General features: G+C 71.3%; 10 protein-coding genes. 4 read left to right on the forward strand and 6 right to left on the reverse strand.

What is annotated here, in order from left to right:
* The first annotated feature begins 74 nt into the window (after positions 1 to 74).
* A complete protein-coding gene (gene ilvC, locus ACH4YP_RS35525) occupies positions 75 to 1,073 on the forward strand; it encodes a ketol-acid reductoisomerase (protein WP_361070677.1) in 999 nt (332 codons plus the stop codon).
* A gap of 294 nt (positions 1,074 to 1,367) precedes the next feature.
* Positions 1,368 to 2,957 (forward strand): phosphoglycerate dehydrogenase, encoded by a 1,590-nt coding sequence (gene serA / locus ACH4YP_RS35530; RefSeq protein WP_398494998.1) that lies wholly within the window; start codon positions 1,368 to 1,370, stop codon positions 2,955 to 2,957.
* A gap of 271 nt (positions 2,958 to 3,228) precedes the next feature.
* Here serA and ACH4YP_RS35535 read toward each other — a convergent pair whose 3' ends face one another.
* Positions 3,229 to 4,776, reverse strand: coding sequence for an MFS transporter (locus ACH4YP_RS35535; protein WP_398495000.1), 1,548 nt, complete (start codon positions 4,774 to 4,776; stop codon positions 3,229 to 3,231).
* A 123-nt stretch (positions 4,777 to 4,899) separates the two neighbouring features.
* On the opposite strand from ACH4YP_RS35535, the gene ACH4YP_RS35540 reads away from it, so the two are divergent.
* The gene (locus tag ACH4YP_RS35540) at positions 4,900 to 5,550 is read left to right on the forward strand and encodes a TetR/AcrR family transcriptional regulator (RefSeq protein ID WP_398495002.1); all 651 of its coding nucleotides are present in this window, start codon (positions 4,900 to 4,902) and stop codon (positions 5,548 to 5,550) included.
* On the opposite strand, the gene ACH4YP_RS35545 is transcribed toward ACH4YP_RS35540, so the two are convergent.
* The 5 genes from ACH4YP_RS35545 to ACH4YP_RS35565 form a co-directional block, all read right to left on the reverse strand.
* Positions 5,528 to 6,217: an ATP-binding cassette domain-containing protein gene (locus ACH4YP_RS35545; protein ID WP_398495004.1), complete on the reverse strand. Its 690-nt coding sequence runs from the start codon at positions 6,215 to 6,217 to the stop codon at positions 5,528 to 5,530. The two genes, ACH4YP_RS35540 and ACH4YP_RS35545, sit on opposite strands and share 23 nt — an antisense overlap.
* On the reverse strand, positions 6,214 to 7,257 hold the full coding sequence (locus tag ACH4YP_RS35550) for an ABC transporter ATP-binding protein (RefSeq protein WP_398495005.1): 1,044 nt from the start codon (positions 7,255 to 7,257) through the stop codon (positions 6,214 to 6,216). The genes ACH4YP_RS35545 and ACH4YP_RS35550 overlap by 4 nt, the downstream gene beginning before the upstream one ends.
* Entirely contained in the window at positions 7,254 to 9,047 is a 1,794-nt protein-coding gene (locus ACH4YP_RS35555) for an ABC transporter permease subunit (protein ID WP_398495007.1), read from the reverse strand. Before ACH4YP_RS35555 ends, ACH4YP_RS35550 begins: the two co-directional genes overlap by 4 nt.
* Positions 9,048 to 9,052: 5 nt before the next feature.
* Positions 9,053 to 10,558, reverse strand: a complete 1,506-nt coding sequence (locus ACH4YP_RS35560) for an ABC transporter substrate-binding protein (RefSeq protein ID WP_398495009.1) — start codon at positions 10,556 to 10,558, stop codon at positions 9,053 to 9,055.
* A gap of 109 nt (positions 10,559 to 10,667) precedes the next feature.
* Positions 10,668 to 11,387, reverse strand: coding sequence for an HAD family hydrolase (locus tag ACH4YP_RS35565; RefSeq protein ID WP_398495011.1), 720 nt, complete (start codon positions 11,385 to 11,387; stop codon positions 10,668 to 10,670).
* A 205-nt stretch (positions 11,388 to 11,592) separates the two neighbouring features.
* Here ACH4YP_RS35565 and ACH4YP_RS35570 point away from each other — a divergent pair, with 205 nt between their 5' ends.
* Positions 11,593 to 13,206: an FAD-dependent monooxygenase gene (locus ACH4YP_RS35570; protein ID WP_398495013.1), complete on the forward strand. Its 1,614-nt coding sequence runs from the start codon at positions 11,593 to 11,595 to the stop codon at positions 13,204 to 13,206.
* Positions 13,207 to 13,235 lie beyond the last annotated feature (29 nt).

Consider the following 13,235-nt stretch of genomic DNA (forward strand, 5'->3'; position numbering starts at 1 on the left):
AGACCCCGAAACCTCCCTTTCCCCTCCCGCCGTACGGTGGGACGCAACACCCAGCACACATAGGAGAGAACCCAGTGGCCGAGCTGTTCTACGACAACGACGCCGACCTGTCCATCATCCAGGGCCGCAAGGTCGCTGTCATCGGCTACGGCAGCCAGGGCCACGCCCACGCGCTGTCGCTCCGTGACTCGGGTGTCGACGTCCGGGTCGGTCTGCACGAGGGCTCCAAGTCCAAGGCCAAGGCCGAGGAGCAGGGCCTGCGCGTGGTGACCCCGTCGGAGGCCGCCGCCGAGGCCGACGTCATCATGATCCTCGTCCCGGACCCGATCCAGGCCCAGGTGTACGAGGAGTCCATCAAGGACAACCTCAACGACGGCGACGCGCTGTTCTTCGGCCACGGCCTGAACATCCGCTTCGGCTTCATCAAGCCCCCGGCCGGCATCGACGTCTGCATGGTCGCCCCGAAGGGCCCGGGCCACCTGGTCCGCCGCCAGTACGAGGAGGGCCGCGGCGTTCCGTGTATCGCGGCCGTCGAGCAGGACGCGACCGGCAGCGGCTTCCCGCTGGCGCTCTCGTACGCCAAGGGCATCGGTGGCACGCGTGCGGGCGTCATCAAGACGACCTTCACCGAGGAGACCGAGACCGACCTGTTCGGTGAGCAGGCCGTTCTCTGCGGTGGTACGGCCGCGCTGGTCAAGGCCGGTTTCGAGACGCTGACCGAGGCCGGCTACCAGCCGGAGATCGCGTACTTCGAGTGCCTCCACGAGCTGAAGCTGATCGTGGACCTCATGTACGAGGGCGGCCTGGAGAAGATGCGCTGGTCGGTCTCCGAGACCGCCGAGTGGGGCGACTACATCACCGGCCCCCGCATCATCACGGACGCCACCAAGGCCGAGATGAAGAAGATCCTCGGCGAGATCCAGGACGGCACGTTCGCCCAGCAGTGGATGGACGAGTACCACGGCGGTCTGAAGAAGTACAACGAGTACAAGCAGCAGGACGCCGAGTCTCTCCTGGAGACGACCGGCAAGGAGCTGCGCAAGCTGATGTCGTGGGTCAACGACGACGAGTGACTCCGTCGGTTCGGCCGTGGTGCCGGGGTTGCCCGGCGCCACGGCCGTGCCCGTCTGCCCGGGGTGCTGCCACGGGGCTCCGCCCCGGACCCCGCTCCTCAAACGCCGGAGAGGCTGGATTATCCACGTGCGGGTGATCCTTCCGCGGAGGCGTAAGACGACCTCCGCCGCGCCACTAGACTGCTCCACTAAATACGCGTCGGGCCCACAGCGTCGTGCGTCTTCCACGCGGCAACCCCTCCACCGCATGCGGCCGTCGGGACGGCCGTCCGCATTGGACCTGTGAGGACTCACGTGAGCTCGAAACCTGTCGTACTCATCGCTGAAGAGCTGTCGCCCGCGACCGTGGACGCCCTGGGCCCGGACTTCGAGATCCGGCACTGCAACGGCGGAGACCGCGCCGAACTGCTGCCCGCCATCGCTGACGTCGACGCGATCCTGATCCGTTCCGCGACGAAGGTCGACGCCGAGGCCATCGCCACGGCGCGCAAGCTGAAGGTCGTCGCACGAGCCGGCGTCGGCCTGGACAACGTCGACGTCTCCTCCGCCACCAAGGCCGGCGTGATGGTCGTCAACGCCCCCACCTCGAACATCGTGACCGCCGCCGAGCTGGCCTGTGGTCTGCTCCTGGCCTCCGCGCGCCACATCCCGCAGGCCAACACCGCGCTGAAGAACGGTGAGTGGAAGCGCTCCAAGTACACCGGCGTCGAGCTCGCGGAGAAGACCCTCGGTGTCGTGGGTCTGGGCCGCATCGGCGCCCTCGTCGCGCAGCGCATGTCGGCCTTCGGCATGAAGGTCGTCGCCTACGACCCCTACGTACAGCCCGCGCGGGCCGCGCAGATGGGCGTCAAGGTCCTCTCGCTGGACGAGCTGCTCGAGGTCTCCGACTTCATCACCGTGCACCTGCCCAAGACGCCCGAGACCGTCGGTCTCATCGGCGACGAGGCGCTGCACAAGGTCAAGCCGTCGGTGCGGATCGTCAACGCCGCGCGCGGCGGGATCGTCGACGAGGCCGCGCTGTACTCCGCGCTCAAGGAGGGCCGCGTCGCCGGCGCCGGCCTCGACGTCTACGCGAAGGAGCCCTGCACGGACTCCCCGCTCTTCGAGCTCGACGAGGTCGTCTGCACCCCGCACCTCGGTGCCTCCACGGACGAGGCGCAGGAGAAGGCCGGTATCTCCGTCGCCCGCTCGGTGCGCCTCGCGCTCGCCGGTGAGCTGGTCCCGGACGCGGTGAACGTCCAGGGTGGCGTCATCGCCGAGGACGTCAAGCCGGGTCTGCCGCTCGCCGAGAAGCTCGGCCGCATCTTCACCGCCCTCGCGGGCGAGGTCGCGGTCCGCCTCGACGTCGAGGTGTACGGCGAGATCACCCAGCACGACGTCAAGGTGCTCGAACTCTCCGCGCTCAAGGGCGTGTTCGAGGACGTCGTCGACGAGACCGTGTCGTACGTGAACGCTCCGCTGTTCGCGCAGGAGCGCGGTGTCGAGGTGCGGCTGACCACGAGCTCTGAGTCCTCGGACCACCGGAACGTGGTGACCGTGCGCGGCACCCTCGGCGACGGCCAGGAGGTCTCGGTCTCCGGCACGCTCGCCGGGCCCAAGCACCACCAGAAGATCGTCGCGGTCGGTGAGTACGACGTGGATCTGGCGCTCGCCGACCACATGGTCGTCCTCAACTACACCGACCGTCCCGGTGTCGTCGGCACGCTCGGCCGGATCCTCGGCGAGGCGGGTATCAACATCGCGGGCATGCAGGTCGCCCGTGCGGACGTGGGTGGCGAGGCGCTTGCCGTGCTGACCGTGGACGACACGGTTCCGCAGACGGTGCTGACGGAGCTGGCGGAGGAGATCGGGGCCACTCAGGCCCGGTCGGTCAACCTCGTGTGAGGATGCCCGCCACTGGGGGCTGCCGCCCCCAGGCCCCCGCTTCGGCCTAGCGGCCTCGTCCTCAAACGCCGGACGGGCTGAGAGGCTCTTCGGCTGCGGGTTGGGTGTGGCTGGTCGCGTTAAAAGATTGCGCAGTTCCCCGCGCCCCTATTCAGGGGCGCGGGGAACTGCGCATTTCAGCCTCTCCGGCGTTTGAGGAGCGGGGGTTCGGGGGCGGAGCCCCTGAAAAGGGACGGGAATGGGTAGGGGCGGCGGGGGCGAAACCTGTGGGTCAGACGCAGACCTTTTCCGGCTCGGCGGTCTCCGCCTCCCGGACGCGGACCTGGCGCAGGCTCACCGCCGCCAGTACCGCCGCGCCCAGAAGGAGCACCGCGCCCGCGACCGCGGCCGCCTGCATTCCGCTGGTGAAGGCCTCTCGGGCCGCGCTCACCAGGGCGTCGCCCGCGCGGCCCGGAAGCTGCGGGGCGACGGCGAGGGCCGCGCCGAGGGTTTCGTGGGCCGCGGCGGGAGCCGCGTCCGGGATGTCGTGGCGGTACACCGCGGTGCCGATGGAGCCGAGGAGCGCCATGCCCAGCGCCCCGCCGAACTCCGCGCCGGTCTCCAGGACCGAGGACGCGGTGCCCGCCTTCTCCACCGGTACGGTGCCCAGCGCGAGGTCCATTATCTGGGACATCACGGTGACGATCCCGGCGGCGATGACGCCGGCCCCGGCGAGGACCAGCCACAGCGAGTCCGTACCGGCGGCCGTCAGCATCCCGTAACCGCAGGCCGCGAGGACGAAGCCGCCGGAGACGACGTACGCCCGGTTGACTCCCCGCTGGACCAGCTGTGCGGCGACCGGTGCGGCGACGCCGACCAGCACGGTGGGCAGCAGGCCCCACAGCGCGGCCTCCATGGAACTCTTGCCGAGCACCGACTGCAGGTACTGCGTGGTGAAGAGCGCCGAGCCCATCATCCCGAACGAGGACAGCAGGTTCAGCGAGACGGCCGGTGCGAAGCCGCGGCCGCGGAAGAGCGAGGGCGGGATCATCGGCGACTCGATCGTGCGCTGGCGGTGGACGAAGAGTGCGGCGAACAGGAGACCGATCGTCACCGACAGGACGTAGCGGACGTTCCAGCCCTCCGAGGGGATCTCCTTGAGGCCGTAGATCACCGGCAGGACGGCGGCCAGGGACAGCGGCACGCTCAGCAGGTCGAAGCGGCCCGGCGCCGGGTTCCTCGACTCGGGGAGCAGGATCGGGCCGAGGATCAGCAGGAGCACCATCGCGGGCAGGTTCACCAGGAAGACCGAGCCCCACCAGAAGTGCTCCACGAGGACTCCGCTCATGACCGAGCCGAGCGCGACGCCGGCCGTCATCACGCCGGACCACAGGCCGATCGCCTTGGAGCGCTGGGCCTGGTCCGTGAAGAGCGTACGGATGATCGCCAGCGTGGACGGCATCAGCGTCGCGCCGCCGATGCCGAGCACCGCGCGGGCCGCGATCAGCGTCTCGGCGCTGTCGGCGTACGCGGCGACCAGCGAGGCCGCGCCGAAGGCGGCGGCGCCGACCAGGAGCAGCCTGCGGCGGCCGATGCGGTCGCCGAGCGAGCCCATCGTCATCAGCAGCCCGGCGAGCACGAACGCGTACATGTCGAAGATCCACAGCTGCTGAGTGCCGGTCGGCTCCAGGTCCGCGCTGATCTGCGGGATCGCGAAGTAGAGGACCGAGACATCCATGGAGACCAGGAGCAGCGGCAGCATCAGGACGCCGAGCGCGGTCCATTCGCGGCGTCCTGCACGGGTGGGAGCGCCCGGGGCGGGCCTGCTGGGATTCGTCATGCCGAGGAATGTACGGGCGTATTAAACGAGTGTCTAGTACGTGCGTATAAAACTGGCGTACAAGACGACTGTCTTAGACGTCAGTCTGGGACGCTTGTCTGTCGCGGAGGTACGCTGAGCCGCATGGGACACCGTGAGGATCTGCTCGAAGGCGCCAAGCGCTGCCTGCTGGACAAGGGCTTCGTGCGCACGACGGCCCGCGACATCGTCAAGGAGTCGGGGACGAACCTGGCGTCCATCGGCTACCACTACGGGTCGAAGGACGCGCTGCTCGCGGAGGCGTACGTCTCCATCGTCGAGGGGCTGTCCGACGACTTCGACGCGGGTGGGAGCGCCACGGCGAGCACCGACCCCGGATCTCTGGAGCGGTTCCAGGAGGTGTGGTCGAACGTCATCGGGACGATGCAGAGGCCCGGTTCGATATGGCATCTCAGCATGGAGATCGTGGTCATGGGCGACAAGGTCCCCGGAGTGCGCGACCACCTTGTGAAGGCTCAGCGCGAAGGGGCGCGGGGCATCATCCCGCTGCTGATGGGCGGGCTGGAGGAGGACGTGCCGGAGCGGGACGTCGACACGCTGGGCAAGTTCTACATGACCCTGATGATGGGGCTCATCGCGCAGTGGACCTTCGATCCCGAGACCGCGGCCAGCGCGGAGGAACTCACCGAGGGGTTGCGGCGGGTCCTCGCGAAGGCGGGGGAGGGGACGGGGGCGCTGGGTTCGGTGGCCGCGGCGGGTTCGGCGGCCGGGTCTACGGCAGAGGAGTCGTCCTGACGATCCTGCCCTCGCGCATCTCCGCCACGCGGTCGCAGAAATGGCGTACGAGCGCCATGTCGTGGCAGATGAACAGGTAGCCGAGGCCGAGGCGCTCCTGCAGCTCGGCCAGGAGGTTGAGGATGCCGGCGCGCAGGGACGGGTCGAGTGCGGAGACCGGTTCGTCGAGCACCAGGAGCTTCGGCTCGCAGGCCAACGCGCGGGCGATTCCGGCGCGTTGGCACTGACCGCCGGAGAGTTCGTGCGGACGCCGGTCGCCGAGTGACGGGTCGAGGCCGACCCGCTCCAGCAGCTCGGCCACGCGCTCGGGGCCGGTCGTCCGGTTCCAACTCCCCTGCACGCGCAGGGGTTCCGCGATCGCGTCGCGGATGCGGTGCCGGGGGCCGAGTGATCCGTACGGGTCCTGGAACACGGGCTGCATCGCCGGTCTGAGCGGGCGTAGCTGCTTCTCGTTCAGCGAGGTCAACTCGCGCCCGTCGAACCATACTTCGCCGCTGTCGGGGCGGCGCAGTTGCAGTACGGCCATGGCGGTGGACGACTTGCCGCAGCCCGAGGGGCCGATGAGGCCGAGGGTCTCGCCGGGAGCGATGTCGAAGGAGACGTGGTCCACGGTGGTGCGGAGGCCGTGGCGGACGACCAGGTCTCGTACGTCCAGCAGGGGGTTCACACCGACTCCAGGAACAACTCGGCGGGGTGGTCGGGGAGTTCGCGCCAGCGGTGGCAGGCGACGGTGTGGTCGTCGTGCGTCTCCGGCTCGGGGTGAGCGGTAGAGCACCGGTGTGGGTCCGCGAGCGGGCAGCGGGGCGCGAAGGCGCAGCCCGGGGGGAGGGTGGTGGGGTTGGGTGGGGTGCCGGGGATCGAGGGGAGTCGACGTCTGCGGGTTCGTTGTGGCCGGTCGCTCCTCGTTGCGGAGCCGCAAGTCGGCACAGCCGCGAGCCCCTTGGGGGGCGCCGATGCCAGTAGGCCCGCCGTGTACGGCGCCCGGGGACGGGTGAACACCTCCTCCACCGGGCCCTCCTCGACCAGGCGGCCCGCGTACATGACCAGTACTCGGTCGGCGTGTTCGCGGACCAGGGAGAGGTCGTGGGTGATCAGGACCAGCGTCGTGCCCGTGGCCTCGGTGCGGTGGGTCAGGAGGTCGAGGAGCCGGCGCCGGGTCTCCGGGTCCTGGGCCGTGGTCGGTTCGTCGGCGATCACGAGGGCGGGGGAGTGGAGCAACGCCATGGCGATGACGGCCCGTTGGCGCATACCGCCCGAGAACTCGTGCGGGTAGGCCCGCGTCCGGTCCGTGGGGATGCCGACCTCCTCCAGCGCGGCGACCGCCCGGGCCCGCGCCTCCTTGCGGGAGACCCCGTCCACGGACCGTACGGCGGCGGCGAGTTGGTCGGAGACCCGGTGCACGGGGGAGAGCGCCGAGAGCGCGTCCTGCGGGACGAGGGCGAGTCGGCGGCCCCAGAGCGCGGCGCGTACGGAGCGGGGGGCGCCCACCAGCTCGTACGACCCCGTCCGCACGCTGCCCGTCACCGTCGCCTCCTGGGGCGGCATGCCGAGCAGTGCGCGGGCCGTCAGGGACTTGCCCGCGCCCGACTCGCCCACCACGGCGAGGACTTCACCCCTCCGCACGTCGAAGGAGAGGCCGCGTACGGCTTCGACCGTGCCGAGGGAGACGTGCAAGTCCCGGACGGAGAGGAGGACTTCGGGGTTCAACGGGTCGGCTCCTTGTGGGGGCGGATGGCGTAGAAGGCGACACGGGAGCGGGGGCCGGAGCGGGGCGGCGCGGCCGTTCTGCCGGGGCCGGCCTCCGCGTACGCCGCCGACGACACCGCGAGGCCCGCCAGCAGGGCCAGGGCTACCGCGGGGGCCAGGGCCGCCCACGGGGCGCGTTCCACGTACGCCCGTGACTCGTCCAGGAGGAGTCCCCACTCCGGTGCGGGCGGCTGGGCGCCGAGGCCGAGGAAGCCGAGGGAGGCCAGGGCCAGGGCGATGCCGGGGAGGCGCAGGAGGGCGTGGCGGGTGACCGGGGCCGCCACCGAGGGCAGGACGTGACGGGTGAGGATCCACAACGGGCTTGCCCCGATGGCGCGTTGGGCCAGCAGGAACGTCGACGCGCGGATCTCCTGCACCAGTGCCGCCGCGTGTGACGACAGGGCGGGCCAGGAGAGCAGGGCCACGGCGAGCGCGGCACCGCCCGCTCCGGGGCCCACGACGGCCGCGACCAGGATGCCGGCGATCACCGGCGGCAGCGCGTTGGCGATGTCCGAGGCGCCGGACGCCACGGCCGGCAGGAAACCGAGGGCGAGCGCGAGGACGAGGCCGGCCAGACAGACCGCGGTCGCCGTGCCGATCGTCGACGCCGCGCCGTGCCCGAGCCGCGCCAGCACATCGCGGCCGAGCCCGTCCGTGCCGAGCGGATACGCCCAGGAGGGCTCCTGGAGGCGGGAGTTCGTGTCGACCGTGTACGGGTCGCGCAGCAGACCCCAGCCGACGCAGGTCAGCAGTGTGATCCCGAGCGTCAGGGGGACGGCCGGATGCGCGCGGACCGGGCGGGCCGCGGGCAGCGTCAGCCCCGCGTCGCGCAGGGCGGGGCCCAGCAGCCGCTGTCGTACGAGGGCTGCCGCCGCGCCCGTGACGAGGCCGAGGGCGAGCAGCGCGAGGACCGATCCCTGGAGCAGCGGCAGGTCCTGCGACTTGGCCGCCCCCAGGGCCGTACGCCCGATGCCCGGTACCGCGAACACCGTCTCCACGGCGACCGCCCCGCCGGTCAGTCCGACGGCGACCATCCCGAACTGCGGTACCAGCGGCGGGAGTACGCGACGTAGGGCGGCGGCCGAGATGCGTGCCCTGCCGACCCCGGCGCCCCGCCACAGCTCCACCCACCGCTCGTCGAGGACGGGCGGCAGCGCGTCCGCGACCAGCCGGCCGAGCAGTCCGCCCGCGGGAACGCCGAGCGCGACGGCGGGCAGCACCATGTACTGAGGGCCCTGCCAGCCGGCGGTCGGCAGCACGCCCAGCCACACCCCGCACACCAGCAACGCGACCGTGGCCAGCAGGAATTCGGGCAGCGCGGCGAGCATCGCGGCGAACGCGCCGGCCGACCCCCGGCCCCGTACGAGAACCGGAGCGACGACCGCGCAGGTCACCAGGAGGGCGACCCCGAGCGCCGCGCCCATCAGGGCGAGGGACACCTGGAGACCGGAGACGACCGACGGCAGGACGTCGGTGCCCGACACCCACGACGTGCCGAGGTCGCCGCGCGGCAGGCCCGAGAGCCAACTCCCCAGCAGGGAAAGGGGACCCGCGTCCAGACCGAGGTCGGCGCGGATCGCGGCCAGGGCCTCCGGCGTGCCCTCCTGCTCGGCCGAACGGGCGCGCAGGACGGTGAGGGCGGGGTCGCGGCCGGAGAGCCAGGGGAGCAGTCCGACGGCGGCGACAACCGCGACGAGACAGCCGAGCCGCGTGACGGCGGCCCGGCGGCCGGGGGTGAACAGGCGTGCCATGAACGTCACTTGACGTACGTGTCCGCGGTGATCAGTGCTCGCTCACGCGGGTCGTGCTCGACGTCCACGACTCCGGCCGCGTCGCCCTGGATCACGCGCTCGTGCAGCATCGGGATCGCGGCGTCCGTGGCCAACACCGCGCCTTCCGCTTCGACGACGGCCCGGCGCCGCGCGTCACCGGTCTTCGTCCCGGCCGCCTTCTCCAGGGCCGCGTCGACCTTCTTGTCGGACAGCTGCGAGATGTTGAAGGACCCCTTCGAGCCGAAGTCGCTGTAGAGGTACGCGGCCGGGTCGCCCGAGTCGAGGACGGTCGCCCGGGACAGGATGAACGCGTCGAACTCGCCCGCCAGCGCGTCGGATTCGATGTTCGCGTACTCGCGAACATCCAGCTTCACCTCGAACCCGGCCTGCTGGAGCTGCTGTTGCAGCGTCTGGGCCACCTCGGGCAGTTCGGCGCGGTCGGTGAACGTACCGATCGTGATCGTCCTGCCGTTCGGATCACCGGACTTGGCGCGCTGGACCGGCTTCCGCAGCTCGGCGGCCCAGGGGAGAGCGGGGCCCAGCAGTCCCTTCGCGACGTCGGCGCGGCCTTCGTAGACACCCTTGACGATCGACCCGGCGTCGACGGCCTCACGGGCGGCGGCCCTGAGGGAGGCGTCCTTGAAGGGGCCGCTCCCGGTATTGAGGTAGAGGGTGTTGGTGCGCGGCATGGGCACCTCGGTGACCAGGTCCTTGTCGAGCAGCGCGGCCTGCGACACCGGTACCGCCTCGACGACGTCGGCCTCGCCGCTGCGCAGGGTGGCCGCGCGGGCGGTGCCGTCGGGCACGAACTTCACATCGATTCCGGGGGACTTGGCCGTGCCGCCCCAGTAGCCGTCGTAGCGGTCGAGGGTCGCGGACGACGTGCCGTTCACCTTCGTCAGCTCGAAGGGGCCGGTGCCCGCGCCGACCGGGCTGACGGTCTTCCCGCGGTACGCCTTAGCCGCCAGGATCGACAGCTGCGGCGAGCTCAGCCGCTGCGGGACGAGCGGGTCCTCGGTGCCGGTGGTGACCGCGATCGAGTCGCCGTCGGCCTTCACCGTCAGGTCGACGCCGTCGAGGATGCGCGGCTTGGGGGAGGCGGTCGCGGCCTTCGTGAGCGACCGGACGACGGACTCGGCGGTGAGCTTCGTACCGTCGTGGAAGGTGACGCCGTCCCGTATCTCGAAGGTCCAAGTCCTGCCGTTCTGCTGCCACTTGGTGGCGAGAGCGGGCTCGGCGTCGCCGTCCGCGTCGAGCGTCACCAGCGTCTCGGCGGTCGACCAGCGCGACAGCTTGAACGCGTCGTCGGACAGTGGCGACAGTCCGGAGCGCGGCGGGTTCATCATCGCCACGCGTACGCGCTTGCCGTCGCCGCCGGCGGAGTCGCCCGCGGAACCGCCCGGGGCGGATTCCGAGAAACAGCCGGTGAGCAGCAGGGCGGAGGCCGCGGTCACCGCGGACAGGGGGAGAAGGCGGGCGGGCAGGCGCACGGAGCACTCCGGGTAAAGGGATGGTCAATGGAGACGTGGCGCCGACCGTAGCATGATGACAATCGTTTTCAGTAGCGGCGTCCGAATCCCGGCCGTCGCCTGGTGGCTGTCACGTGGGCCCCGGGGCGTCCGGTGCCACGTCATCCCGGGCGCCGCCGACGTGCTCGCCGAGCTGCTCGCCGACATGGGCGCCGACGTGGGCGAGGGCGGACGCGGCGTCGTCGGTGATGTGTGTGGGCCGGAATGTCCCGTCGGTCCACGGCCGGCCGCCCGACACCCACACGCTCCGGACACCGTCGAGTCCCCTCGCGCCGCCGATGTCGGCGTGCGCCGAGTCCCCGATCACCCAGGCCCCGCGCAGGGATGCCCCCACGGAGGCAGCCGCCGCGCGGAAGATCTCCGGCGCGGGCTTCTTGCACCCGACGGCCTCGGAGATCACCCATCCGTGGACGATCCCGTCGAGCCCGGTGCCCCGGATCTTCGCCTCCTGCTGCACGACACGGCCGTTGGTGACGATCACGCACGTGCATCCGGCGCCGACAGCCGCGCCGAGCGCGTCGCGGGTCGCCGCGGCCAGTACGACACGATCGGCGGCGCCCCGGTCGAGGAAGTCCCGGACGGTGGCTCCGGAGACGGCCCCGCCGTACCGCTCGGCCATGGCCCGGGCGACGTCCTCCCTCGGCGTATAGCCACTGGCATCGACGGACATCAGCCACGCGAGGTCGTCCCCGGGGAGCGCGTTCTCGCCGAGGAAGACCGACGCCGCCTCCCGGAAGGCGGCGTCGCGGTCGACCAGGGTGTTGTCGAGGTCGATCATCAGGAGGGGCATGGTCGGGAGTATGTCTCGGCTCTGGTCCCGGCGCCGGTACGAGGTCGACATCGACGCCGACGCCGACGCCGGTACGCGGTCGACGGAGACCGGGACGTAGAGGTGTATTCGTACCTTCGCACGTTCGGGTGTACGTCGACGCGAGGACGTTGTGGCCGGCCGCCGCGCGGGGAGGAAGGTCCAAGCTGACCAGAAGGAGCTCGACATGTCCCTGGCGGACGCCGAGGTGGACGTACTGATCGTCGGTGGCGGGCCGGTCGGGCTCACCGCTCGCGCGTTGCTGGAGCGCTGGGGTGTGCGGGTGTCGCTGGTCGAGAAGCACGGCGAGCTGTCGCCGTTTCCACGGTCCCGGCTGGTCAACGTGCGTTCGATGGAGATCTACCGCGGGCTCGGACTGGCCGGCGCGATCACGGCCGGCGCCTTCGCACCGGAGTACGGCCGCATCCGCTTCCGGGACACCCTGCACGACCGCGACTTCGCCACGGCGGCCATGGTCGGGATCAACGGGCCGATCCCCGAAAGCCCCGTGACCGGTGTCGTCAGCTCGCAGGACCGGCTCGAACCGACCCTGCTCGCCGCGGCAGACGCGGAGATGAGGTTCGGGGCCGAGCTCGTCGACCTCACCGAGGAAGCCGACAGCGTCGTCGCCGTACTCGTCGACCGCCGAAGCGGTGAGGAGACCCGCGTCCGCGCGCGCTACGTACTCGCCGCCGACGGCGCGAACTCCACCGTCCGGCAGCGGCTGGGAATCGGCACCACCGGCCCCGGAGCGCTGGCGGCCGTCACCACCGTGGTGTTCGACGCCGACCTCGACGGCTGGTGTGCCGACCAGCCCGCCGGGGTCTACTTCACCGCGCACGGATCCTTCCTCCCGCTCTACCCCGAAGGCGGCTGGGCCTGGCTCGGCCCCACACCAGAGGACGCCGAGCACACCGACTGGGCCGGCCTCGTCTCGCGCGCTCTCGGCCCCGGCCCGGACGCCGGCGTACGAGCCGATGTGTCGCGGGTTCAGCACTGGGTGATGAACGCGTTCGTCGCCGAGCGCTTCCGGCACGGCCGGATCCTGCTGGCCGGTGATGCCGCGCACGCGATCCCGATCGTCGGCGGCCTGGGCATGAACACCGGCATCGCCGATGTCCACAACCTGTGCTGGAAGCTGGCGGGCGTTCTCCAGGGGTGGGCCGGACCGAGCCTGTTGGACACGTACGAGACGGAACGACGCCCCGTCGCCCAGCGGACCCTCCACCAGGCGGTGGCCAACAGCAAGCTCATGTTCGAGGCGCAGAGTCTGCGCCACGAGCAGCTCCAGAGCGGCGAAGCGGCGCCGGAACGGGTCGAACTGCCCTGGTCCGACCGGTACTTCGCCCAACTCGGTCTCGTGCTCGGCGCGGCCTACCGCTCCGACGCGGTTCTTGGCGACGGTGCCCTCGCCGACGGTGGCACCCCACCCGAGCCGACCGACACGGGCACAGGCACGGACACAGGCACGGACTACGTCCCCACCGCGGAGCCCGGCCATCGCATGCCGCACCTCTGGCTCACGCCCGACCGCTCCACGCTCGACGCCTTCGGCGAATGGTTCACCCTGCTCACCCCGGACCCCGCCGCCTGGCAGCAACAAGCCACCGCACCAGGGCTGTTGCGCATCGAGCGCCTCCCCGGCGAGCACGCCGATCTCTGTGGCCTCGGCCCCCAGGGAGCGCTGCTCGTCCGGCCCGACGGCCACATCGGCGCCCGCTGGCGTGACCGCGCACCGAGCGAAACCGCCCTCCGGCACGCGCTCACCGCGATCGGTGGTTCTCCGCGGTCGAGCCCGTGACAACGGGTGACGTCCCAACAGGGGTGTGT

The sequence above is a fragment of the Streptomyces sp. NPDC020747 genome, from assembly GCF_044334695.1.
Classification (GTDB): Bacteria; Actinomycetota; Actinomycetes; order Streptomycetales; family Streptomycetaceae; genus Streptomyces.

Coding starts and splice junctions, on each gene's coding strand:
- ACH4YP_RS35570 (WP_398495013.1), top strand. CDS start 11,593: ATGTCCCTGGCGGACGCCGAGGTGGACGTACTGATCGTCGGTGGCGGG.
- ACH4YP_RS35565 (WP_398495011.1), bottom strand. CDS start 11,387: ATGCCCCTCCTGATGATCGACCTCGACAACACCCTGGTCGACCGCGAC.
- ACH4YP_RS35535 (WP_398495000.1), bottom strand. CDS start 4,776: ATGACGAATCCCAGCAGGCCCGCCCCGGGCGCTCCCACCCGTGCAGGA.
- ACH4YP_RS35555 (WP_398495007.1), bottom strand. CDS start 9,047: ATGGCACGCCTGTTCACCCCCGGCCGCCGGGCCGCCGTCACGCGGCTC.
- ACH4YP_RS35540 (WP_398495002.1), top strand. CDS start 4,900: ATGGGACACCGTGAGGATCTGCTCGAAGGCGCCAAGCGCTGCCTGCTG.